Genomic DNA, 22725 nt, shown 5'->3' with positions numbered 1-22725 from the left:
CGTGGAAGCGCCATCTCCCCGAACGCGCACGCCGTCCGGCTCTCACCCCTCCAGGAGCCGCTGCCCCACGTACTCGCCCTCCGCGGCCCCGCCCGGCACCGCGAACAGCCCGCTCGACTCGTGCCGGATGAACTGCGACAGGGCGTCGCCCCGGTCGAGCTTGCGCTGCACCGGCACGAAGCCGCGCAGGGGATCGGCCTGCCAGCAGATGAAGAGCAGACCCGCGTCGGGCGTCCCGTCGGGGTCGATGCCGTCGTGGAAGGAGAAGGGGCGGCGCAGCATGGCGGCACCGCCGTTCTGGTCGGGCCGGGTGATCCGGGCGTGGGCGTTGATCGGCACGACGAGATTGCCCTGGGCGTCCGTCTTCTCCAGGTCCATCGCGGTCGTCTCGGTTCCCCCGGACAGCGCCGCCCCGTCGGACTTGCGGCGGCCGATGACGTCCTCCTGAGCCTTGACCGAGAGCTTCTCCCAATCGTCGAGGAGCATCCGGATGCGGCGGACGACGGCGTAGGAGCCGTTCGCCATCCAGGCGGGTTCACCCTTTTCGGGGACGAAGATCCGCCGGTCGAAGTCGGGCTCGTCCGGTTTCGGGTTCCGCGTGCCGTCGATCTGGCCCATCAGGTTGCGGGCCGTCATGGGATGGGCGGTGGCGCCGGGCGTGCGGTTGAAGCCGTTCATCTGCCAGCGCACCCTGGCGGCCCGGCCCGCGTCCTTCTGGATCGCGCGCAGGGCGTGGAAGGCGACCAGTGCGTCGTTCGCGCCGATCTGCACCCACAGGTCGCCGTTGCTGCGGTTCTTGTCGAGGCGGTCGGAGGAGAACTCGGGCAGCGGGTCCAGGGCGACGGGCCGCTGCTTCTCCAGGCCGGTCCGGGCGAAGAAGCTGTGACCGAAGCCGAAGGTGATCGTCAGCGAGGACGGTCCCGCGTCGCGGGCCACATCGGTGTCGTCCTGTGCGCTCGGCTCGCCCGCCATCAACCGCCGGGCCGTCTCCGACCAGCGGCGCAGCAGGGCGGCGGCCTCCTTGCGGCCCGCGCCCGCGGCCAGGTCGAAGGCGACGAGATGGCCGCGGGCCTGCAACCCGTCGGTGATGCCGGGCTGATGTTTCCCGTGAAACATCGCCCGGCCGGTACCGAGCGAGGTGAGGGGAGCGGCCGCCTCGGAAGGGGCGGCGGCGTGGCCCACTGCTGCGCCCGCGGTGCCGAGCACGAGCCCGGTGGCACCGGCGGTGCCGAGCAGACGCCGCCGGGAGATGCCGTCCCCGGCCGGGGTCGCCGCGCTCTCCCCCGGCGCGGTACCGGGGGTGCGGGCCTGCGGAATGGACTGGTCAGCCATGGTGGTTCAGCCGATCTGCGCGTTCTTGGTGACGGTCACCTCGTCGATGTCGGAGGTCCGCACGGTCACGTCGACCTGCCAGTCGCCGGCCATGGGGATCTGCACTCCGTTCGCCGACCAGTGTCCGGTTGCGATGTGGTCCGGGACGACGGGCAGCGGCCCGATGTCCTTGGCCTCGAGAGTGAAGTCGACCTTCACCTCGGGGATGTCGAACGCCCGGCCGTTGGGCCGCTCGACGTAGACGTGCATCTCGTTGTCGCCCACGCGGGCGGGGTCGAGGTCGATCGTGACGACGCCCTTGCCGTCCTCGCCGCCGGTGTCGAACGGCATGTTGAGGGTGAGCGCACCGGACGTCCCCGCCTCGGCGGAGGCGGCCGCGGAGGACCGTGCGGCCGCCTTGGCCTCCTCCTCCGTGCGTCCCGGCTCGGTCTGCGTCAGCACGGTGGTCACGGCGAGCAGGACGACGGCGACTCCGGCCTCGGCCAGCACGGAACGGCGCAGGCCGAAGCGGTTCGGATCGGCGTCCCGGATCCTCTTCTGCCGGGCGGCGTCCCGGGCGGCCCGCTGCCGGGCGAGCTGGGCGGCCCGCTCGGCGTCGGCGGGCTCGGAGCCGGCTGCCTCCTCGGAGCCGGCGGCGTTGACGGAGTCCGAGGTGTCCCCGGTGGCCGAGGTGTCCCGGGTGGCCGAGGTGTCTCGGGTGGCCGAGGTGTCTCGGGTGGCCGAGGTGTCTCGGGTGGCCGAGGTGTCTCGGGTGGCCGAGGCGTCCCCGGTGGCCGAGGCGTCCTCGTTGGCCGAGGTGTCCCGGGCGGCAGGCTTCCGGCCCTTGCCGGTCGGGCCGCCCGCGGCCGCCGGGGCGTTCGTACCCGCGCCGATCCGCGCCGTCTGCGGCTCCTCGGCGACGGACGGTGCCGCCTGGGCCAGCCGGCCCGTCCACCGCCGGGAGATCCACGCGATGCCGACGAGCACGACGACGAGCGCGATCTTGGCCAGCAGGAGCTGGCCGTAACGGGTCTCGGTGAAGGCCGTCCAGGAGCCGAGCTGGCGCCACGACTGGTACGTGCCGGTCGCGATCAGGGCGACCACACTGCCGAACGCCAGACGGGAGAACCGGTGGACGGCCGGGGCGTCGAGGGGTGTGCCGGCGGGAGCCCGGTACAGGGCGACCAGCAGCGCGCCCAGGCCACCGAGCCAGGCGGCGGCGGCCAGCAGGTGCAGCACGTCGACCGGCATGGCGAGTCCCGCCTGGAGCCCCACCGAGGCGTGCTCGGACATCGCCCAGCTCGCCGCCAGCCCGGCCGCCACCACGGCACCGCCGATCGAGAGCCCGAAGGTGAGGTCCCGCCGCTCCTGCGGGTCGTCCCGCTTGTCGTAGGCCCCGAAGAGCACGGCGATGAACAGCGCCGCCGCGGCGAGCAGCAGCAGCCGGGAGACCAGGGCCGCTCCCGTCTTGGTCTGGAGCACCTGCCCGAGCAGGGACAGGTCGAAGACGTCGGCGACCTTGCCGGACCCCGTGAAGGACCCGCGCAGGAGCAGCAGGGCCAGGGTCGACGCGGTGAGGGCGACCCACCCGGAGACGACGTAGCGCTGCACCGGCCGCACCCCCGAGCCGCGGGACCAGCAGGCCAGCACGAAGGCGGCACCGCCGGCCATCACGAGGAACCCGGCGTAGGACACGTACCGGCCGAAACCGTAGAGCCAGCCCACCACCCCGTCGTCGGTGGTCTGCCCGGAGACCGACACGGACGTCTTGGAGGGGGCGCCGATGGAGAACGTGTAGGCGCCCGCGACGGGATGGCTGTCGGCCGACACGACCTGGTACGCGACGGTGTAGGTGCCGTCGGGCAGCCCCGAGTGCAGCCGCACGGCGTACGTCGTGCCGCCGACGTGGGACGGCTCACCGGTGTCGACGCGCTCGCCCTGGGGGTCGAGGACGCGCAGCGAGTCGGCGGACACCGCCACCTGCTCGGAGAAGGTGAGCGAGATGCGGGCGGGGGCCTGGTCGACCACCGCCCCCTGTCCGGGATCGCTGCCGGTCACCGCGGCGTGCGCGGAGGCCGGTCCGGCCCCGGCGAACAGGGCGCAGACGGCGGCCAGGAGCAGCAGCACCAGGATCCGGACGCGGCGGGGGGCGATGGTCTGCGTCACAGGGTTCCCTCCCTCAGTGTCCGGTCTTCGGGGTGTAGGTCGCGGGTTTCACCGGCATCCGCACCGTGACGGGCGCGGAGTGGGCGAAGTGCAGTTCGACGGAGACCGTCTGACCTTCCTTCGGCCTGCGCTTCAACTGCTCGAACATCAGGTGGTCGCCTCCGCTGCGCAGCTCCAGCCGGCCGCCCGCGGGGATCTTCAGGCTCTCGACCTCCTGCATCGCCCCGTCGACGGTCTCGTGCACGGTGACCCGGCCGATGTCGCTGGTGACCTCGGTCAGTTCGTCGTCGGCGCCGCCCTTGTTGGTGACGGTGAGGAAGCCGGCCGCCATGTCGCCGGACATCGGCTGCGGGATGTAGGCCGAGCCGACGGACAGTTCCGCGCGGCCGGAGCCGGACTCGCCGCCGGAGCCGCCGCAGCCTGCCAGGGCGAGCGCCCCGGCTATGACGAGGGCCGCCGGACCGGTACGCCTCACGGGTTCTCCCCCTCGGCGATCGCGGGGAGGTCCTTGGTGTAGTCGTCGACGGTGGCGTCCTCGCCGTAGAGCACGTAACCGCCGTCGGTCTTCGGTGAGAACGCGATGACCTGGGTGCCGTGTTCCGAGACGAGCTTGCCGTTCTTGTCCTTGCGCGTCGGCTCGATGCTGATGCCGAGGGTGCGGGCGCCGGCCTGGATGGTGGCGAAGTCACCGGTGAGGCCGACGAAGGAGGGGTCGATGCCCTTCAGCCAGGTGCCGAGTTCGGCCGGGGTGTCGCGCTTCGGGTCGGTGGTGACGAACACCACGCGCAGCTCGTCCTGTTCGGCCTCGGGCAGCTGCTTCTTGGCGACGGCGATGTTGTTCATCGTCAGCGGGCACACGTCGGGGCAGTGGGTGTAGCCGAAGTAGATCAGCGTGGGCTTGCCCGCGGTCTCCTTGCGGAGGTCGTACTTCTTGCCCTGCGTGTCGGTCAGGACCAGGTCCGGCTTCTCGAAGGGCTTGTCGAGGACGGTGGCGGCCTTCTTGCTGCCGGCCTCCTCGGAGACCACGGACACGGGCTTGTCGTTGTCGTCGCCGCTGCCGCAGGCGGTCAGGGTCAGGGAAGCGGCGGCGAGCAGGGCGGCCGCGGCGAAAGATGTGGTGCGCATAGAAGAATGTCCCAGATGTCGGTGTCCCGGCACGCACCGGGGTGCCCCCGCAGGTGCGGGGGCCGCGCCCCGGTGCGCGCCGTACGGAAGCAGCCTCAGGCGGTGGTGCGCCGGCGCCCGGCGAGCACGCCGTAGGCGACGCCGGCGGCGCCGACCACGATGCCCACGATGCCCAGGACGCGGGCGGTGGTGTCGGTGCCGTCCGAGGAACCGGAGTCGGCGGCGGCGTGCGCGGAGGTCTTCTCGGCCTTCCCCTCGTCGGAGTCCGACCCGGCCGACGAGCCGTGGTGCCCGTCCTCGGCGGCGGACAGCTCCAGCACCGGAGCGGGGTTGTCGGGCTCCTCCTTGCCCTCCTGCGGCACCTCGATCCAGCGGACGACCTCCTTGTTGGAGTACGTCTGCAGGGCCTTGAAGGCGAGCGTGTCGGTGTCCTCGGGCAGCTGGCCCAGGGAGACGGGGAACTTCTGGAAGTAGCCGGGCTCGATGCCCTTGCCCTCGGCGGTCCAGGTGACCTTGGAGACGGCCTCGGAGATCTTCTCGTCCAGCGGCTTGTCGAGCTTGGACTTCGTGACCTGGACCTTCCAGCCCGGGACCGGCTGAGGCATGACGGAGGCCAGCGGGTGGTCGGTCGGGAAGTTCACCTCGAGCTTGGTGGTCGAGGCGTCGTCGCGCTCGTTGGGGACCTTGAAGTCCACGACCGCGTAACCGCCCTTGGCGGCCGTGCCCTCGGGCTGCACGGTGACGTGCGCGAAGGCCGGGGCGGACAGGGCGAGGACGGCGACACCGGCGGCGGCACCGGCCGCGGCGATACGGGAAACCTTCATGGAAGGAAGCACTCCGCTGTGTGAGTCGGTACGACTGTGGAAGAGGGATACGCGCACGCGCGTGCCGCACGACGGCGGCAGCCTCTCCGAGCCGTCCGGTGTACAGGGGTGCACGGGAGCGGAGCGGTGGAGGGGTGGTCGCGTCGTCAGGCGGCCAGGGCGAGTGCGGACACGGAAGCCGCAGCGGCCGGCGGACCGCGCCGGATCACCGAGTGCTGAAGAACGAGGGCGCACGGCATCGGCACGACGGGCCGATCGGCGTGCACCGGACGGGGGCCGGCCTCGGGCGCGCCCGGAAGCCCCGCACGCAGAGCGCGCACCAGTGCGAGCGCACCCCGCAGCGAGCGCATCAGCGCCCCTTCGGCGACGCCCTGCGCCGACAGTTCGGTCAGCCGCAGCAGCGCCAGGTCACCGCGGCGCAGCAGCCAGCCGGCCGCGAGAGCCGCGAGGACATGGCCGAGCAGCATCGGCAGGGACGGCCACAGTGAGGCCGGCGCCCCGGACGTGACCTCTGCGGTCAGGTGCGTGTGCGCACCCGCGGCCGGGTCGATCCGGGCGTCGGTGAGGATCTTCTGCGCCTGGGCGGGACTGATCGCCGCGGCCGTCGTGCCGCAGACGAGACGTGCCGCCTGCTGGACGAGCGCGACATCGCTCCCACCCGCCGGGGCGGAGGCGGTGACGGCCGCCGTACCGTGCTGGCCGAGACCGAACAGGGTGTGCAGCACCGTCTGCCCGGCCGCGAGCAGGGCCGCCACCCCGGCCAGCGAGCGCACCCGTCCGGCGAGCGGGACCGCCACCAGGGCCACTCCGAGGAAGCCGGCGCCCAGCGTCCACAGCGGAACGCCGTCGCAGGAGGCGAGCGTGTGACCTGCCCCGGCCAGCACGACACAGACCGCGGCGAACACCGCGGCCCGCAGGATCCGGAGCGGATCTCCGGAGCGCTTCACGCGTGCGTGGGGGGCAGTCATGGCGGGCTCATCATCGCACTGGCCCCCTGCGCCCCGTACGGCAGGTCCACAAGATGCCGTACGACCGGAACGTCACCCTCTGGCCCCGCCCGCCCCCACATACACCGATCAGGACCAGCCCACATCCGCCATATGGGCGGCCTCACAACAACTTCACGCTTACACCCGGGGACTGAGGGCAATACGTAACGGTATGTCGAGGCACAGCCAGGAGGCTGGAGCATGAGCATCTGGTGGTCACTCCATCTGCGGCGCGACGCCGCAAGCGTGCCCCTCGCCCGGCGCCTGCTGATCGGCACGATGGAAACCGCCGGCGTGGACCCCGACATCTCCTACGACCTCTCCGTGGCTCTCACCGAAGCCTGCGCCAACGCCGTCGAGCACGGCGGTGAACAGGGGTGCGGTCCGGGGTCCGAGGCCTACCGCGTCACCGCCTACCTCGACGGCGAAACCTGCCGGATCGAGGTCGCGGACGCGGGCCCGGGCTTTCCGGGAGCCTCCGCCGAGCGGCCCCGCCCCCAGATCAGGCCGGCCCGCTCCGACGCGGAACACGGCCGGGGCCTGTACCTGATCGAGGAGCTCGCCGACCACGTCCACATCGGCAACAAACCGGGCCGGGGCGGAGCCGTGGTGAGCTTCGACAAGGTCCTGAAGTGGCGCGAGAACGCACCGCTGATGGCGGTCTGACCGGCGCGCCCGACCGAGCAGCGGGACGGTGTTTCACGTGAAACACCGTCCCCTTCCGGCCTCCGGGCGCTCTACAGGGCTCCCCAGTCCAAGGTCGTCCGCGCCAGCCCCGCCACCTCCGTGAGCAATGCGAGCCGCGCCGCCCGGACCGCCGGATCCGGATCCATCACCAGCACCTCGTCGAAGAAGGTGCTGATCGCCTCGACCAGCGGGGCGGAGACCTCGATCAGCGCACCGAGGTCGTCCTCGCGGCCCTGCAGGGCCTCCCGTACGGCCCGGGCGCTCTCGGCGAGGTGCAGCTCGGCGGGGGCGGTCAGCAGGGAGAGGTCGGCTGCCTCGACACCGTTCTCGGGAAGGATCCGCACGACCCGCTGGAACGCGGCCACCAGCGCCTCGAACGCCTCGCTGCCGACATGGCGCTCCAGCGTCGCCAGCGTGCGGTCCCCATGGGCGGGCCGGTCGGCCCACACCAGCACGGCCTGGACCAGCCGGTGCTCGTGCCCGGCGTCGGTGAGCTGCTGCTCATAGCGCCGAGTGATCAGCTCGGCGGCCTCGGCGACCCGCTCGGCGGGCACCTCCACGCCCTGCGCGGCGTAACGCACGGCCGCCGCACGCAGCCCCTCGCGCACCCGGACGGCGGCCACGGGAGGCAGACTGCGCAACACGTTGAGCAGCCCGATCGCAGCCCGGCGCACCCCGTACGGGTCGGAACTCCCGGTCGGTGCCGCGCCGATGATGAACATGCCCGTCACCAGGTCGAACCGGTCGGCCAGCGACAGCACGGCACCCGCGTCCGAGGCGGGCAACTCCCCGCCCGCCGAGCGCGGGAGCTCCATCTCGGCGAGGGCCCGGGCGACCTCGGCGGACTCCCCGGCGTGGCGGGCGTACTCCTCGGCCATCACCCCGGCCAGCCCGGAGAACTCGATCACCATCTGCGAGGCCAGGTCGAACTTGGCCAGCGCACCGGCCCGCCGGACCACCGCGACCGTCTCCTCCGGGAGCCCGGCGCGTCCGGCCAGGTCCAGGGCGAGTTTGGCGAGCCGGTCGGCGCGGTCGGCGACCGTGCCGAGCCGGTCCTCGAAGGTCAGCTTGTCCAGGCGCCGCCGGAACTCCTCGGGCGCCACCTTCAGGTCCGCCCGCCAGAAGAACGCGGCGTCCTCGTAGCGGGCCCGCAACACCGCCTCGTTCCCCGCCCGCACCACGTCGTCGTCGCACAGGGCGTTGGCGAAGGTGACGAAGTGCGGCATCAGGCGGTCGCCGTCCAGCACGGGCAGGTAGCGCTGGTGCTTGCGCATCACCGTGGTCAGGACGCTCGCCGGCAGTTCGAGGTAGCGCTCGTCGAACGACCCGCGCACGGCGTAGGGGAACTCCAGGATGTCCGTGATCTCGTCGATCAGCCCGGACTGGCCCTCCACGTCGATCCGCCCGCCCACCTCGGCGGCCGCCTCCACGGCACCGCGTACGACGGCACCGCGCCGGGCGTCCCGGTCGAGCAGGATGCCGTGCATGTGCAGGAAGTGCGGGTAGCCCTCGGCGGAGGTCACCCGGACCTCCGGGTAGGGGGCCTGACGCTGCACCCGGGTGGTGTCGCCCGCGGACAGCGAGGAGACCACCACGGGCAGGGGAGTGCGGCCCAGCAGCGCCAGCAGCCAGCGCACCGGGCGGGAGAACGACAGGCCCGGGTCGCTCCAGCGCATGTTCCGCCCGGCCCGCAGTCCGGACACCACCTCGGCCAGCAGGTCGCTGAGCACCTCGACGGCCGGGCGGCCCTCCTCGTGCCGGGTGACCGCCACGTACTCGGTGCCGTTGACCTCGACCGTGCGCACGTCGGAGGGTTCGGCGCCCTGGCTGCGGGCGAAGCCGAGCAGCGCGGGGGTGGGTGAGCCGTCCTTGTAGGCGGCGGCGACCTTGGGCCCGCGTACGGTGCGCATGGTGTCGCGCTCGCGGGGCTGCACACCGTCGACCGTGATCACGATGCGGCGGGGCGTCGCCATCACGGTGATCGCCCCGTGCCCCAGCCGCGTCTCGGCCAGCTTCGCGGCGACCGACTCACGCACCGCCTCGGTGGTGGCCGGCACGTCCGCGTACGGCAGTTCCTCCACGCCGATCTCGAACAGCAGGGTCTCGACGCCGGGCACCTTGGGCAGTGGCGCCCGCTCGGCCGGGGGCGGCACGGCCGCCACGCCCAGCGGGTGCTCCAGCGCCGCCCGGCGCTGCTCCCACAGCTTCGCGGTCTCGTGGGTCAGGCCGCGCATCAGCGAGAACGCCTTGGCCCGCTCGGTGGTGCTGATGGCGCCGCGCGCGTCGAGCACGTTGAAGGTGTGGCTGCACTTGAGGACGTACAGATAGGCCGGGACCGGCAGTTCCAGGTCGAGCAGGCGCCGGGCCTCGGCGGCGTAGGACTCGAACAGCCGGTGGTTGGTGTCGATGTCCGCGTCGTCGAGGTAGTAGCGGCTCATCTCGTACTCGTTCTGCCCGAACACCTCGCCGTAGGTGATGCCCGGCGCGTACGCGATGTCCTTGAAGTGCGCCACGCCCTGGAGGTTCATCAGGATGCGTTCGAGGCCGTAGGTGATCTCCACCGACACCGGGTCCAGGGCGACTCCGCCGACCTGCTGGAAGTAGGTGAACTGGGTGATCTCCATGCCGTCGAGCCAGACCTCCCAGCCCAGTCCCCAGGCGCCGAGCGCGGGTGAGGCCCAGTTGTCCTCGACGAACCGCACGTCGTGGGCGTTGAGGTCGACACCGAGGGCGCGCAGGCTGCCGAGGTACAGCTCCTGCGGGTTGCCCGGGTCGGGCTTGAGGATCACCTGGAACTGGGTGTGCGTCTGCAGCCGGTTGGGGTTCTCGCCGTAGCGCGAGTCGTCCGGCCGCACGCTGGGCTCGACGTAGGCCACGCTCCACGGCTCGGGGCCGAGCACGCGCAGGGCGGTGGAGGGGTTGGCCGTACCGGCTCCGACCTCGGTGTTCAGCGGCTGCGTGATCATGCAGCCGTTGTCGCTCCAGTACTTCTGCAGGGTGAGGATGGCGTCCTGCATGGTCAGTGCCGTCTGAACGTTCTTCATGGTGATCGCGCCCGTTCCCCGAGTCGGCCCGGCAAGGTCGGCCATGATCTCACACGTCAACCTGCGCTGACCTGCTCTTTCTCGACCAGGCAGAACGGGCGCGAAGGCACGGCGGGGTGCGGGGGAGCCGCGCGGCCGGCTCCCCCGCACCCCGGGGTGTCGTCGTCAGCCCTGGACGGCGGCCATCCACGCCTCGACCTCGTCGGAGCGCCGGGGCAGCGCGGCACTGAGGTTCCGGTTGCCGTCCTCGGTCACGAGGATGTCGTCCTCGATCCGGACGCCGATGCCGCGGTACTCCTCCGGCACGGTCAGGTCGTCGGCCTGGAAGTACAGGCCGGGCTCGACGGTGAGGCACATCCCCGGCTCCAGCGTGCCGTCGACGTACGTCTCGACCCGGGCCGCCGCGCAGTCGTGCACGTCCATGCCGAGCATGTGCCCGGTGCCGTGCAGCGTCCAGCGCCGCTGGAGCCCGAGCTCCAGCACCCGCTCCACCGGTCCCTCGACCAGACCCCACTCGACGAGCTTCTCGGCCAGCACCCGCTGCGCGGCGTCGTGGAAGTCCCGGTACTTGGCGCCCGGCTTGACGGCCGCGATACCGGCCTCCTGGGCCTCGTACACGGCGTCGTAGATCTTGCGCTGGATCTCGGTGAAGCGGCCGTCGATCGGCAGCGTGCGCGTCACGTCGGCCGTGTAGTACGTGTGCGTCTCGACGCCCGCGTCGAGCAGCAGCAGGTCGCCCGCGCGCACGGGACCGTCGTTGCGCACCCAGTGCAGCGTGCAGGCGTGCGGTCCGGCCGCGGCGATGGTGCCGTAGCCGACGTCGTTGCCCTCCACGCGCGCGCGGAGGAAGAAGGTGCCCTCGATGTAGCGCTCGGAGGTCGCCCGGGCCTTGTCGAGGACCTTCACGACGTCCTCGAAGCCGCGCACGGTCGAGTCGACCGCCTTCTGCAGCTCGCCGACCTCGAACTCGTCCTTGACCAGCCGCGCCTCGGACAGGAAGACCCGCAGTTCCTCGTCCCGCTCGGCGGTGACCTTGTCGGTCAGCGCGGCCTCGATGCCGGCGTCGTGCCCGCGCACGACCCGGACCGGGCCGGTGGCCTCGCGCAGCGCGGCGGGCAGCTCGCGCACGTCGGAGGCCGGGATGCCGTACAGCTTCTCTGCCTCGGTGAGGGAGTGGCGGCGGCCGACCCACAGCTCGCCCTGGCCGTCCAGCCAGAACTCGCCGTTCTCGCGGTTCGAGCGCGGCAGGAGGTAGATCGTCGCCTTGTGGCCGTCGCCCTCGGGCTCCAGGACCAGGACGCCGTCCTCGGTCTGGTTGCCGGTGAGGTAGGCGTACTCGACGGAGGCGCGGAAGGCGTACTCCGTGTCGTTCGAGCGGGTCTTGAGGTTGCCGGCGGGGATCACCAGACGCTCGCCCGGGAAGCGCGCGGACAGCGCGGCCCGGCGGGCGGCGGTCCGGGCGGCCTGGGGGATGGGCTCGAGGTCGCGCAGCTCGGTGTCGGCCCAGCCGCTCTTCATGTTCTCGGCCAGCTCGTCGGACACGCCCGGGTACAGCCCGTTCTTCCGCTGCTTGATCGGCTCTTCGCTCTCTTCCGGGGTCTCCGGTGTGAGCTCCTCGGCCACGGTCATCCTCCTCGGTACGGCACTGGACCTCCTCCACTGTACGGCGGTGCGGAAGGGGGCCCGGGGCCGGTGACGAGGAGCGTTACTCGAAGTACGCGGCCAGCAGCACGACGTCCTCGGCGCCCTCCTGCGCGTCGAGCCCGTCCGGCAGGACGCCGCGCAGGACGTGGTCGGCGACCGCCCCGGGGTCACCGCGCAACGCCCGGGGCACTCCGGCCGCCGCCGCGTGCAGCCGCGCGAAAGCACGGTCGGTGGCCTCGCCGGTGCGGTGCAGCAGTCCGTCGGTGTAGAGCAGCACGGTCTCGCCCGGCTCGGCGAGGATCTCGACGCTCGGCGCCTCCCAGCAGGCGAGCATGCCCAGCGGTGCGGAGACCGACGTCTCGACGAACTCGGTGCGGCGCGGACCGATCAGCAGCGGCGGGCTGTGCCCGGCACCGGCCAGCGTGATCTTGCGGGCGGCCGGTTCGCAGTAGCCGAACAGGGCGGTGGCGGAGCGGGCCGGCTCGGTCAGGCGCAGCAGCAACTCCAGGTCGGACAGCACCGCGACCGGGTCCTCCCCCTCCATCACGGCGTAAGCGCGCAGGGACGCCCGCAACCGTCCCATGGCCGCGACCGCACTGGGCCCGGAGCCGGTGACGGAGCCCACGGCGAGGCCGAGGGCGGCGTCGGGCAGGGGCAGCGCGTCGTACCAGTCGCCACCGCCGCGCGGGCCCGTGCGGTGCCGGGCGGCGAGCTGCACACCGGCCACCCGGGGCAGCCGGGCGGGCAGCAGCTCGTCGGACATGGTGGCCATGGACGCGCGCGTGCGCTCCAGTTCGAGGAGGCGGGTGAGGTGCTCGGCGGCGTAGCGCGCGTACAGGCCGGCGAGGTGGCGCCGCCGCTCGCCCGGTTCGGCGGGCTCGTCGTAGAGCCAGACGGCGGCGCCGAGGCGCCCGGCGGACTCGGTGGACAGAGGCAGGGCGTAGCTGGCGGCGTAGCCGAGGCGGGCCGCGACCTCGCGGTGGCGGGGGTCGAGCCCTTCCTCGGCGAACAGGTCGGGGTCGGCGATGCCGCCCTCACCGCCGGGCAGTCCGTCGAGGATCCGGCCGTAGGACAGGGCGCTGCGCGGCACGGTCTCGATGTGACCGAGGTCGGCGCGGCCCAGGCCCAGGCCGATGGTGCTGTCCGGGCCGAGTCCGTCGCCGGGTTCCAGGACGACGAGGCCGCGTCTGGCGCCGACCAGGGCGGCTCCGGCGCGCAGTAGTTCGTGCAGGGCGTCGTCGAGGCGGGCGGTGCGGGCCAGCCGTTCGGTGAGCTCGTGGAGGGTGGTGAGGTCGGAGACCCAGCCGGCGAGACGGTCCTGAAGTACCGCGCCGGGCGGGGCCGGTGGGTTTGCGGGGGCGGCCGGGGAGGTACTCGCGGCGGGCGCGACAGTGTGTGCGGGGGCCGGAACCGTTGAATCGATTCCAGCCACTTTCGGAGGGTGCGGGGCGTTCATGACGTCCGGCCTTTGGACCGGCGCGTACTGCTCAAAAGCATCGCAAACCCCCATGTCATTCTGCGCCGCCAGCAGTGTCTCCACATGTACACGGACTCGTAAGGAGATGTCCAGCATTGTCCTGCCGGGATTCCTGGTGTCAGTGAGGCTTAAGAGAAGTCCTCGCTTCCTCTTGCGTAAATGCAAACTTGGCTTAAAACTGCCGCAGTGGACGGGTTATTGCGGTCGACTGGCCTTGCTCGACGGAGCGTCACAGCGGTCGTGATGGGTACGTACTCGGAGAAGGCCAGGGGTGGTCGGGAATCACCCGGAACCTGGTGACGGAACCGGGCGTCCTATCCATCGACGACCGTGCCCCATCCTCCCGTGGCGGAGGCGGAGAGAAATACGCGCGACGGCAAACGCCATACTTCGCCACCCCTACGCCACGCCCGTGCTTTCGATGGACGCAGTATGGGCGGGACGGCCGCGGAGGCAGCCCACGCTCGACCCATAGGGGTTCCCCCTGCTCGCGGCAGGGGTGTGATGCGCCAACAGGTACGCACAGTGAAGCGATCGACACATGTTGTGATGTGGACCACGGTGTTGCCAGGCGTGCAACGGAAAGGACGAGCGCTCATGCGCGAGATCCCCGGAAGGCGACGCAGGCTCTTGTTCCAGCGCGGTGACGGGAGGCCTGAGCTCATCGGCGCGGCCCTGACCTACGCGACGGAATGGCAGTGGCCCGTACTCCCGGGTGTGACGGCGGATCCGCAGCGGCCGGACCGCTGCGCCTGCCCCGACCCGGAGTGCACGGTGCCCGGCGCGCACCCCTTCGACCCCGGCCTGCTCGCGGCCACCACCGACGCGCGCATGGTCCGCTGGTGGTGGGGCAACCGGCCGACGGCGCCGATCGTCCTGGCCACCGGGGGCAAGGCGCCCTGCGCGGTCTCCCTGCCGGCCGTCCCGGCCGCCCGCGCCCTGCGGGCCCTGGACCGGACGGGCATGCGGCTCGGCCCGGTCGTCGCCTCCCCCTCCCGCTGGGCGATCCTCGTGAAGCCCTACTCCCTGGAGCAGCTCGGCGAACTGCTCTACGCCAAGGACTTCGTGCCGGGCTCGCTCCGCTTCCACGGCGAGGGCGGTTACCTCGCGCTGCCGCCGTCGGAGACGGGCCAGGGCGAGATCCGCTGGGAGCGCGCGCCGCTGCCCGGCTCCGCCTCCCCGTGGGTGCCGGACGTCGAGGCCGTGGTGGACGCCGTGGTGGACGTCCTCACTCGTACGGGTGTGAGCGCGCCCGAGTTCTAGGCCCGCAGGGCGCGCCGAGTGCCGCTCGCGCCCCGGTGCGTTGTATGCCGGGGCCATGCGGCGTCATGCCCGGGGCCTCGCCCGGGATCCCCGGAAGGTCAGACTGATCGCCCTCGCGGGCACGTTCGTGGCGTGCGCGGTCGCGCTGCCCCTGGCCGTGGCGGCCTCGGGGGCCGTACGGTCCGGGCCCCCGGCGCGCCCCGCCGGTACCGATTCCTCCGCCGCGGCCGGTGCCCGCAGGCCGGACCCGGGCGCCGGGGGCGGGCCGACCCGGACGGCCGCGCCCGGCCGGGACGAGACGTCCGCCGTGCGCTGCGGACCCGAACTCGCCTCCCCCGACGGCATCGAGGCGCAGACCTGCGTGGTCGCCCGGGGCGCGGACACCTGGGCGCGCACCTACTACCGCAACGCGACGGGGGCGGCGCTGGACGCCGTGCTGAGTCTGATGGGACCGGGGGACCGGACCGTGCGCATCACCTGCGCGGTGGCTGCCGGCGACGAACCGGGGACCTGCGAGACTCCCGGGGAACCCGCGCGCGGGGACCTGGCGGCGTACACCGCCGTCACCGAATTCGCCAGGCGGGGCGGACAGGGGCCACTGCTGCTGCGCTCGGGGAGCAACTCGCCCGCTTGGACGGCCGGTTGACGAACGGCTGCGGACGGTGAGGGTGCGTGCACATGAAAAGACCCGGTTGCTGGCGACGGGGGATGCACCAGCAACCGGGCTACAGGAACGGTAACAAGAGATCGGCGGTTCGCAAATTCGAACTCGCCTTTCCGGTCACCGACTGGCTTGTCCGCGACGGGAGTTGTGAACCCTCCCGGGCGCGCCGGTCCGGCCTGCCGGTGACCCGGCCGGCCGGGGGGCGCACGGTGCCGGTCAGCTGAGCGTGACCTGCCGGTTGGTCAGGCCGCCCCGCGCGCGGCGCTCCTCCGGTGTGAGCGGTGTGTCCATCGCCAGGGCGTTGGCCAGGCGCTCGGCGAACTCCGCCGCGGGCTTCTCCACGTCCTCGGCGCCGACGCCGCTCGGCAGGTCCCACACCGGCACCGTGAGCCCGTGGGCGCGGAAGGAGCCGACCAGGCGGGTGCCTTCGCCGAGGCTGGAGCGGCCCGCCGCGTGCAGCCGCGCGAGGGCGTCCAGAAGCTGCTCCTCGGGATGCGGCATGACCCACCGCAGGTGGTTCTTCTCGGGCGTCTCGCACCAGTAGGCGGCGTCCACGCCCTGGAGCTTGACGGTCGGGATCGCCGCGGCGTTGGCCCGCTCCAGGGAGGCGGCCACCTCCGGCGTGGCGTTCTCCGCGTCCGGCACCCAGAACTCGAAACCGCTGTGCACTTCTGGCTCGAAGGCGCCGTCCGGGTCGAGCAGGTCCTGCAGCCGCGGGCTGTCGGCCGGGGCGCGGCGGCCCTGGACGGGCGTGCCCGGCGCGGCCTCCAGCGCGCGCTGCAGGGTGCCGGCGAGGTCGCGGCTGATGTCGCCCGAGGAGGTGTCGTTCTGCAGGCCGAGCAGGACCGAACCGTCGTCGCGGCGCAGGGCGGGCCAGGCCATCGGCAGCACGGTGGCCAGCGTGACCGACGGGACGCCCTCGGGCAGTCCGTCCTTGAGGGTCAGCGCCACCGTGGCCGCCGGGACCAGCTCGCGCAGGGCGACCCAGTCGCACTCGCCAGGCAGGCCCTCGAAGGGACGGTGGACCAGCTCGGTCGCGGCGTGCGAGGCGGCCCGGCCGTGACAGGCCTTGTACCGCCGCCCGCTGCCGCAGGGGCAGGGCTCGCGGGCGCCGACGACCGGGACCTCGCCGTCCGTGATCTGCGGGCGCTTGGCCTTCGTCTGGGGTCGCTTCTTGGCCATCGATGGGTCTCCCGGTTACGGCTCGTCTCGTACGGTCGCGAGCCTAGCCGTTCGTGCCCGGGGCGACGGGTTCCTGTGGACAACACCGCCCCCGTCGCGATGCGCTCCCCCGCACGCGCCGGTCCGCGGCGACGCGCGCTCCTTCGGCCGGGAACGGCGAGGCGCCTTCGGCCCGGGCGGCGGAGGTTGACCGCACCGGGCGGCCGAGGCGCCTTCACCCCCTTCGCAGGAGGGTTCTCGTGCCGGTCGGAGGAGGGTTCTCGTCCCGGCTCGGGGAGGGCTTTCGCTCAGGCCGGAAGAGGGCCTTCGTCCCGGCCGGGGAGGGCTTTCGCTCCGACCCGGAGGGTCTTCGCTCCGGTCGGCGGAGGGGCTCCACCACGGTCGGCGGGAGACGTCCGCGCCGATCGGCGGCGGGTCCTCAGCCCAGTTCGTCGAGGGCGTCCGCGAAGTCCCGTGCGGCCGTCCGGGAGACCGGCGGGGCCGTCACGCGCGTCGCGAAGTCGTCGCGGCGGTGGCCGGCGTCCGGGTCGCGCACGTCCTCGTGGACGACGACCCACACGGTGACCTCACCGCAGACGTCGTCGCGCACGCCCCAGTCGTCGGCGAGGGCCGTGATGATGTTCAGCCCGCGGCCGCCGTGCGCCGTGACCGACGGGGTCGCGGGGGCGGGGCGGGTCGGGCCGCCGCCGTCCGTGACCTCCACGACGAGCCGGCCGGCCGGGTCCACCCGCCACGCGGCGCGGACGTCGCCGTCACCGGTCAGCGCGTCGCCCAGGGGCCTGCCGTGCTTGCACGCGTTGCTCAACAGCTCGGAAAGGATCAGCACTGCGTCGTCGATGACCGCTTCCGCCACTCCACCGCTGCGCAGCTGCGCGCGCATCCGGTGCCTCGCCTCCCCCACGCCCGCAGGGCCATGGGGAACGGCCATGCTCGACGACGTGGGCACCTCCTGTGCCACCACCAACGCCACCCCCGAGACCTCCTCAGCCCCACGCCACGGTGTGGATGCCCCATTGGCCTGTACCGGAAACCGGCCAATCCACCTCCGGTGACGCACTTCGACGGCCGGCACACGGCGAACGCGCCGGTGCACTCCCCCGTGACCGTATGGCTGGAAATCATCGGTGTGGCCGAGTTGTGAGGATCCTGTGCCGAGGGCGCCGGGTCAAGAGGTGTGCACGAGGCTCGTGGGACTTCTGGGGCCGAGTGTCAGCGGCCGAGCCGGTCGAGCACCGCGCGCGGGCGGTTGGTGATGATCGCGTCGACGCCCAGGCCGGCGCACAGGTCCACGTCCTCCGGTTCGTTCACCGTCCACACGTGCACCTGGTGACCGGCCCGCTTGAGGCGCTCGATGTGCGCGGGGTGGCTGCGCACGATCCGCAGCGAGGGGCCGGCGATCCGCACACCCGGGGGCAGCCGGCCGTCGCGCAGCCGCGGTGAGACGAACTGGGTCAGGTAGACCGTCGGCAGGACCGGCGCGGCGGCACGCACGCGGTGCAGGGAACGCGCCGAGAAGCTCATGACCCGCACCTGTGACTCGTCGGCGGTGGCCGGGGAGTCGAGGCCGAACCGCTTCAGCAGGGCCAGCAGCCGCTCCTCGACCTGTCCGGCCCAGCGGGTGGGGTGCTTGGTCTCGATGGCCAGCTCCACCCGGCGCCCGGCGTCGGCGACGAGTTCCAGCAGTCGTTCCAGGGTCAGTACGGAGGTCGCCTCGCGGTCTTCCGGGCGGTGCTCCCAGTCCGGCTCCTCGTCGCGTCCCTTCCAGGCGTCGCGCGTCTTCCAGGAGCCGAAGTCGAGGGCGGCGAGATCGGCGAGCTCCAGGGCGGAGACGGCACCGCGGCCGTTGGACGTACGGTTGACGCGGCGGTCGTGCACGCACACCAGGTGGCCGTCGGCGGTGAGGCGCACATCGCATTCGAGGGCGTCCGCACCGTCCTCGATGGCCTTCGTGTACGCGGCCAGGGTGTGTTCCGGGGCGTCCTCGGAGGCTCCGCGGTGGGCGACGACTTGAATCACGTGCTGTCGTGCGTGGGTCACCGCGTCATGGTGCCACCGTGGGCGGGTACGCGTCCGGTCGGACGGAGTCCGCGCAGGTGCGCTCCGGACGGCGGCACTGGGATTGCATCCTTTTCGCCGGTGATGACCTATATAAAGAACGACCCCGGACGCACAGCCGCCGCTTATGGTGCTCTGACGGCCCGTGGGAAAAGCTGACGGCATACAAAGGGACAAGCACGCCGCAGGCGCGCCGGGCCGGTCGCGCCGGCGTGCACGCAGCACACCCGCGTGCGACCCAGGAAACAGCCGTGGATCGAGGAGAGAAGCTGTGAGCACCGAGAACGAGGGCAACGCGGTACCCCCCGCCCCGTCCGCACCCCCCGTGCCGGTGGACGCTCCTGCTGCTGCTCCGGCGCCGCAGGGACAAGCTGGTCAGGGGCCGCAGGGCCAGGCTCCGCAGGGACCGTACGGGCAGGGCGCCGCCGGTCAGCCCGGCGGCCCCGGGGTCTCCTCCTCCGCCCCGGACCCGTCCTGGCCGCCGCCCCCGCCGCCGGCCGGCCCGTACGGCGACGGCGGTTCCGGTTCCGGATCGGGCGGCTGGGGATCGTCGTACCAGCAGCCGGCGCCGAAGTCCGGTCGCGGGCGCGGTGGTCTGATCGCCGGGATCCTGGTGGCCGCGCTGGTCGCCGGCGGCGTCGGCGGCGGCCTCGGCTACACCCTGGCCAAGGACAACGACGAGAACACCGGTTCGACGACGGTCTCCGCCTCCACCAACGGCGGGGACGTCAAGCGCGACCCGGGCACCGTCGCGGGCGTGGCCGCCAGGGCGCTGCCCAGCACGGTCACGATCCAGGCCGAGGGCACCAGCGGCGAGGGCGGCACGGGCACCGGCTTCGTCTTCGACAAGCAGGGCCACATCGTCACCAACAACCACGTGGTGGCCGACGCGGTGGACGGCGGCAAGCTCAGCGCGACGTTCCCGGACGGCAAGAAGTACGACGCCGAGGTGATCGGCAACGCCCAGGGCTACGACGTGGCGGTCATCAAGCTCAAGAACGCGCCCTCCGACCTGAAGCCGCTCACCCTCGGCGACTCGGACAAGGTGGCCGTCGGCGACGCGACCATCGCGATCGGCGCGCCCTTCGGCCTGTCGGACACGGTGACGACGGGCATCATCAGCGCCAAGAACCGCCCGGTGGCCTCCAGCGACGGCAGCGGCAGCCAGGCCTCCTACATGAGCGCCCTGCAGACCGACGCCTCGATCAACCCGGGCAACTCCGGCGGGCCGCTGCTGGACGGGCGGGGCAACGTCATCGGCATCAACTCGGCGATCCAGTCCACCGGCAACGGCGGCTTCGGCACGGGCCAGTCCGGTTCGATCGGCCTGGGCTTCGCCATCCCGATCAACCAGGCCAAGTACGTGGCCCAGGAGCTGATCAAGAACGGCAAGCCGGTGTACGCGAAGATCGGCGCGTCCGTCTCCCTGGACGACAGCGCCGGGGGCGCGCAGATCACGGACGAGGGCGCGGGCAGCTCGGCACCGGTCGAGCCGGGCGGTCCGGCCGCCAAGGCGGGGCTCAAGCCGGGTGACGTCATCACCAAGCTGGACGACCGCGTGATCGACTCCGGACCCACCCTGATCGGCGAGATCTGGACGCACAAGCCCGGTGACAAGGTCACCATCACGTACGAGCGTGACGGCAAGGAGCGCACGGTCGACGTGACGCTGGGTTCCCGCGTCGGCGACTGACCCACCTGCCCGCACCGACCCGTTACCCTTGTCCCCGCGCCGCCGATCACGGCCGGCGCGGGGAGGTGTGCCCGAGCGGCCGAAGGGAACGGTCTTGAAAACCGTCGTGGCAGCGATGTCACCGTGGGTTCAAATCCCACCACCTCCGCAGAGGTCGCAGACCTAGCAGGTCGGAAGGGGTGCAGCTCTCCGGAGTGGCACCCCTTCCGCCGTGGGTGCGGGAAGTCGTCCGGCGGCTGTGCCGCGGAGGCCCAAGGGGCGCGTGCAGCCGTCCTGTTGACAGGGGTGCTGCCGGCGGGGGTCCCCGGTGGCGGTGATCGGGAGGCCGTAGGCTTTCAAGGTGGTGGGCCGGCGTCGTGGTTCCCGGGCGCCGGCGGGGCGAGGTCGAGGGGTGGTCGTCGTCGGCGGTCGGTGTGTCGTCGTGGTCACCGCTGTGCACGGGCCCCACGCCCGTTTCCTGCCGCAGGCCTACGCCTCCCTGTGCGAGCAGCGGCTGCCGCAGGGCTGGCGGTGGCAGTGGGTCGTCCAGGAGGACGGGGAGAGCGGGGACGTGCGGCCGTACGTGCCGAGCGATCCGCGCGTGACGTTCCGGCAGGGACGGGCCGGCGGGCCCGGTGTGGCCCGGACCATCGCGCTGGCCCGTGCGGACGGGGCGTACGTGAAGGTCCTGGACGCCGACGACCAGTTGGCGCCCGGCGTGCTCGCGCGGGACCTCGCCGTGCTGGAGGGCGATCCGCGCATCGGCTGGGTGACCTCCCGGGTGCTCGACCTGCTGCCCGACGGAACGACCGTCGGCTTCCCCGGCGATCCCGGCGAGGGGCCGATCGAGCGCGGGACCGTGCTGGAGCAGTGGAAGGCCAACGACTTCCTCGCCCCGGTGCACCCGGCCTCGCTGTGCGTACGGCGGGAGTTGCTGCTCGCGCTCGGCGGCTGGATGGCCCTGCCCGCCTCCGAGGACACCGGGTTGCTGCTCGCGCTCGACGCGGTGAGCCGGGGCTGGTTCTCGGCGGAGACCGGGCTGCTGTACCGCAAGTGGGAGGGACAGGTGACGGGGCAGCCGGCCCATGTGGAGCGGGGTGAGCGGGAGGCCCGGATGGCCGTGGTGGAGGCACGGGCGCGCGCCTTGTCCCGGCTGCGGTGGAGCGCTTCGGCCGAGCAGTGAGCCGCCGGTGCCGTGCGTCGTCCGCCGGGTGATGCCGCTGATGCCGCTGACGGGCGGTCGTGTCACCGGCCTTCCCGCTCCAGACGTTCCCCGGGTCCCGTTACGTCAAGTGGTCCGCCCGCGGTGGCGGCGTGGGGAGCAGGGCATGGCGGCTGTAGTACTCCGTGCCCAGCAGCCGTTCGCGCTCGGGCTCGGCGAGGCCGGCGATCAGGGCCGGGGCCGCTCCCCGTTGGACCTCCGTGCGGTGGGCCAGTACCGCCGCCACCTTCCGGTCCAGCCAGGGCGTGACGTCGACCGTGGCGGTGACGTGGTCGTCCGGGACCGTGCGCGGGTTCCTGCCCACCGGGGCCAGGTGCTCGCCCCAGGCCCTGACCGCCGAGTGGGGATGCGTGGCCAGGTACAGGACGCTCGGCTGCCAGGGGGCGCCGGCGTCGGGGTGGAGGCGCTCGAGTCCGGCGGCGTGGACGGCGAGCAGGGTGATCCGGTGCGTGTGGACGTGGTCCTCGTGGCCGGTGAGGCCGCCGTAGGCGTCATGGGTGACCACGATCTCCGGGCGGACGGCGCGGATCTGCGCCACCAGGGCGCCCACCGCCTCCTCCAGTGGGGCGTCGCACAGACGTGGTCTGCCGGGGGCCGAGTGCGGGACGCGTGAGTCGGCCCAGCCGAGCATCCGGGGCTCGCCGGCGCCCAGGACCCGCAGCGCGTCGGCCAGTTCCGCCGCACGCGTGCTGTCCGGCGCCCAGGTCGCCGTGACCACCGTTGTACGGCCGCCCGCTGACGCGTGCCGGGCGAGGACGCCTCCGGCGAACAGGGACTCGTCGTCGGGGTGGGCGAAGACCGCGAGCAGGCCCGGTGCCGTCATCCGGCGCCCGGTCCGCCCGGCCGTGCCGGTGTCCCGGTGAGGAGGATCGCCTGACTCGGGCACTTCTCCGCCGCTTCCTGCACCCGCGGGTCGTCGCCCGACTCCGCGCCCCCGGGGCGGACGACGCCGTAGCCGTCCACGAACTCGAAGACGTCCGGGGCCCGGTAGGCACACTCGGCGGAGCCGTAGCAGAGATCGCGGTCGACCGAGACCTTCATGAACCCCTCGTCCCCCTCCGGACGCAGTCGCCTGCCGTGCGTTTCAGGGGTTCCCTGCCCAGCGCACCACCGGCTGAACCGGCCTCGCCGGCCGTTCCGGCCTCGTGCCTGGACGGGCGGGTGGGGCGGGAGGACGCCGGGTGCCCGGGGGTTGGGGAGTGCACCGGGCCGGGGAGGCTCACCACGTCGTCCGGTACCGGTCCCTCCCCTCGTGGGGACCGGTACCGAACGGTGGAGCCTGCCGTCGTCGACCTGGACGGAAGCTGTCCGGATGGGTGCGCTGCTGCGTCCGGATCCTGCCATTTCAGGCCACGGAGGAGGAGGTTCCGGGGCTCGACGGACGGCGTTACCGCAGGTCA

General features: G+C 72.7%; 19 protein-coding genes and 1 tRNA gene. 6 read left to right on the top strand and 14 right to left on the bottom strand.

Translation table 11 applies throughout. The features are described from left to right. Positions 1-42 precede the first annotated feature (42 nt). The 6 genes from efeB to Q5694_RS07990 all read right to left on the bottom strand — a co-directional run bounded on the left by efeB (position 43) and on the right by Q5694_RS07990 (position 6394). Positions 43-1332 (bottom strand): iron uptake transporter deferrochelatase/peroxidase subunit, encoded by a 1290-nt coding sequence (efeB, locus tag Q5694_RS08015; RefSeq protein WP_333931688.1) that lies wholly within the window; start codon positions 1330-1332, stop codon positions 43-45. Positions 1333-1338: 6 nt separating this feature from the next. Beyond that, positions 1339-3477 (bottom strand): copper resistance CopC/CopD family protein, encoded by a 2139-nt coding sequence (locus Q5694_RS08010; protein ID WP_333931687.1) that lies wholly within the window; start codon positions 3475-3477, stop codon positions 1339-1341. 13 nt (positions 3478-3490) lie between these two features. Beyond that, entirely contained in the window at positions 3491-3952 is a 462-nt protein-coding gene (locus Q5694_RS08005) for a copper chaperone PCu(A)C (RefSeq protein ID WP_333931686.1), read from the bottom strand. Then, positions 3949-4602, bottom strand: coding sequence for an SCO family protein (locus Q5694_RS08000; RefSeq protein ID WP_333931685.1), 654 nt, complete (start codon positions 4600-4602; stop codon positions 3949-3951). The genes Q5694_RS08005 and Q5694_RS08000 overlap by 4 nt, the downstream gene beginning before the upstream one ends. Before the next feature lie 95 nt (positions 4603-4697). Further along, on the bottom strand, positions 4698-5426 hold the full coding sequence (locus Q5694_RS07995) for a YcnI family copper-binding membrane protein (RefSeq protein WP_333931684.1): 729 nt from the start codon (positions 5424-5426) through the stop codon (positions 4698-4700). A gap of 146 nt (positions 5427-5572) precedes the next feature. Then, positions 5573-6394 carry a hypothetical protein gene (locus tag Q5694_RS07990; protein WP_333931683.1) on the bottom strand — a complete coding sequence of 274 codons (822 nt, stop codon included), beginning with the start codon at positions 6392-6394 and terminating at the stop codon, positions 5573-5575. 222 nt (positions 6395-6616) lie between these two features. On the opposite strand from Q5694_RS07990, the gene Q5694_RS07985 reads away from it, so the two are divergent. Next, a complete protein-coding gene (locus Q5694_RS07985) occupies positions 6617-7081 on the top strand; it encodes an ATP-binding protein (protein WP_333931682.1) in 465 nt (154 codons plus the stop codon). 71 nt (positions 7082-7152) lie between these two features. Here the strand turns inward: Q5694_RS07985 and Q5694_RS07980 are convergent, their stop codons facing one another. The 3 genes from Q5694_RS07980 to Q5694_RS07970 form a co-directional block, all read right to left on the bottom strand. Next, positions 7153-10146: a glycine--tRNA ligase gene (locus tag Q5694_RS07980; RefSeq protein ID WP_333931681.1), complete on the bottom strand. Its 2994-nt coding sequence runs from the start codon at positions 10144-10146 to the stop codon at positions 7153-7155. Between the two features lie 165 nt (positions 10147-10311). Then, complete coding sequence (locus Q5694_RS07975) at positions 10312-11769, bottom strand: aminopeptidase P family protein (RefSeq protein ID WP_333931679.1); 1458 nt, start codon at positions 11767-11769, stop codon at positions 10312-10314. Between the two features lie 82 nt (positions 11770-11851). Then, a complete protein-coding gene (locus Q5694_RS07970; RefSeq protein WP_333931678.1) occupies positions 11852-13363 on the bottom strand; it encodes a PP2C family protein-serine/threonine phosphatase in 1512 nt (503 codons plus the stop codon). Between the two features lie 501 nt (positions 13364-13864). Here Q5694_RS07970 and Q5694_RS07965 point away from each other — a divergent pair. Beyond that, the gene (locus Q5694_RS07965) at positions 13865-14530 is read left to right on the top strand and encodes a bifunctional DNA primase/polymerase (RefSeq protein WP_333931677.1); all 666 of its coding nucleotides are present in this window, start codon (positions 13865-13867) and stop codon (positions 14528-14530) included. 55 nt (positions 14531-14585) lie between these two features. Continuing rightward, the gene (locus Q5694_RS07960) at positions 14586-15176 is read left to right on the top strand and encodes a hypothetical protein (protein ID WP_333931676.1); all 591 of its coding nucleotides are present in this window, start codon (positions 14586-14588) and stop codon (positions 15174-15176) included. Positions 15177-15410: 234 nt separating this feature from the next. Here the strand turns inward: Q5694_RS07960 and Q5694_RS07955 are convergent, their stop codons facing one another. From Q5694_RS07955 to Q5694_RS07945, 3 genes are all read right to left on the bottom strand, one after another. After that, the gene (locus Q5694_RS07955) at positions 15411-16376 is read right to left on the bottom strand and encodes a DUF5926 family protein (RefSeq protein ID WP_333931675.1); all 966 of its coding nucleotides are present in this window, start codon (positions 16374-16376) and stop codon (positions 15411-15413) included. A 418-nt stretch (positions 16377-16794) separates the two neighbouring features. Beyond that, on the bottom strand, positions 16795-17433 hold the full coding sequence (locus Q5694_RS07950; protein ID WP_333932304.1) for an ATP-binding protein: 639 nt from the start codon (positions 17431-17433) through the stop codon (positions 16795-16797). Positions 17434-17585: 152 nt separating this feature from the next. Then, positions 17586-18413, bottom strand: coding sequence for a glycerophosphodiester phosphodiesterase (locus Q5694_RS07945; protein WP_333931674.1), 828 nt, complete (start codon positions 18411-18413; stop codon positions 17586-17588). Positions 18414-18702: 289 nt separating this feature from the next. Between Q5694_RS07945 and Q5694_RS07940 the strand changes: the two genes are divergently transcribed. The 3 genes from Q5694_RS07940 to Q5694_RS07930 all read left to right on the top strand — a co-directional run bounded on the left by Q5694_RS07940 (position 18703) and on the right by Q5694_RS07930 (position 21286). Then, complete coding sequence (locus Q5694_RS07940) at positions 18703-20124, top strand: S1C family serine protease (RefSeq protein WP_333931673.1); 1422 nt, start codon at positions 18703-18705, stop codon at positions 20122-20124. Between the two features lie 61 nt (positions 20125-20185). Continuing rightward, positions 20186-20272 (top strand) — tRNA-Ser (locus tag Q5694_RS07935). 273 nt (positions 20273-20545) lie between these two features. Beyond that, positions 20546-21286 carry a glycosyltransferase family 2 protein gene (locus Q5694_RS07930; RefSeq protein WP_333931672.1) on the top strand — a complete coding sequence of 247 codons (741 nt, stop codon included), beginning with the start codon at positions 20546-20548 and terminating at the stop codon, positions 21284-21286. 100 nt (positions 21287-21386) lie between these two features. Here the strand turns inward: Q5694_RS07930 and Q5694_RS07925 are convergent, their stop codons facing one another. Together Q5694_RS07925 and Q5694_RS07920 are read right to left on the bottom strand one after the other, a co-directional pair. After that, positions 21387-22148, bottom strand: a complete 762-nt coding sequence (locus tag Q5694_RS07925; RefSeq protein ID WP_333931671.1) for a PIG-L deacetylase family protein — start codon at positions 22146-22148, stop codon at positions 21387-21389. Then, positions 22145-22366 carry a ferredoxin gene (locus tag Q5694_RS07920; RefSeq protein ID WP_333931670.1) on the bottom strand — a complete coding sequence of 74 codons (222 nt, stop codon included), beginning with the start codon at positions 22364-22366 and terminating at the stop codon, positions 22145-22147. The genes Q5694_RS07925 and Q5694_RS07920 overlap by 4 nt, the downstream gene beginning before the upstream one ends. Between the last annotated feature and the right edge of the window lie 359 nt (positions 22367-22725).

The sequence above is a fragment of the Streptomyces sp. AHA2 genome, from assembly GCF_036857595.1.
Classification (GTDB): Bacteria; Actinomycetota; Actinomycetes; order Streptomycetales; family Streptomycetaceae; genus Streptomyces.
The sequence above is the reverse complement of the archived record's forward strand: the minus strand, read 5'-3'. Positions and strand labels throughout refer to the sequence as shown.

Coding starts and splice junctions, on each gene's coding strand:
- efeB (WP_333931688.1), bottom strand. CDS start 1,332: ATGGCTGACCAGTCCATTCCGCAGGCCCGCACCCCCGGTACCGCGCCG.
- Q5694_RS08000 (WP_333931685.1), bottom strand. CDS start 4,602: ATGCGCACCACATCTTTCGCCGCGGCCGCCCTGCTCGCCGCCGCTTCC.
- Q5694_RS07995 (WP_333931684.1), bottom strand. CDS start 5,426: ATGAAGGTTTCCCGTATCGCCGCGGCCGGTGCCGCCGCCGGTGTCGCC.
- Q5694_RS07990 (WP_333931683.1), bottom strand. CDS start 6,394: ATGACTGCCCCCCACGCACGCGTGAAGCGCTCCGGAGATCCGCTCCGG.
- Q5694_RS07985 (WP_333931682.1), top strand. CDS start 6,617: ATGAGCATCTGGTGGTCACTCCATCTGCGGCGCGACGCCGCAAGCGTG.
- Q5694_RS07980 (WP_333931681.1), bottom strand. CDS start 10,146: ATGAAGAACGTTCAGACGGCACTGACCATGCAGGACGCCATCCTCACC.
- Q5694_RS07970 (WP_333931678.1), bottom strand. CDS start 13,363: ATGCTGGACATCTCCTTACGAGTCCGTGTACATGTGGAGACACTGCTG.
- Q5694_RS07965 (WP_333931677.1), top strand. CDS start 13,865: ATGCGCGAGATCCCCGGAAGGCGACGCAGGCTCTTGTTCCAGCGCGGT.
- Q5694_RS07960 (WP_333931676.1), top strand. CDS start 14,586: ATGCGGCGTCATGCCCGGGGCCTCGCCCGGGATCCCCGGAAGGTCAGA.
- Q5694_RS07955 (WP_333931675.1), bottom strand. CDS start 16,376: ATGGCCAAGAAGCGACCCCAGACGAAGGCCAAGCGCCCGCAGATCACG.
- Q5694_RS07925 (WP_333931671.1), bottom strand. CDS start 22,148: ATGACGGCACCGGGCCTGCTCGCGGTCTTCGCCCACCCCGACGACGAG.
- Q5694_RS07920 (WP_333931670.1), bottom strand. CDS start 22,366: ATGAAGGTCTCGGTCGACCGCGATCTCTGCTACGGCTCCGCCGAGTGT.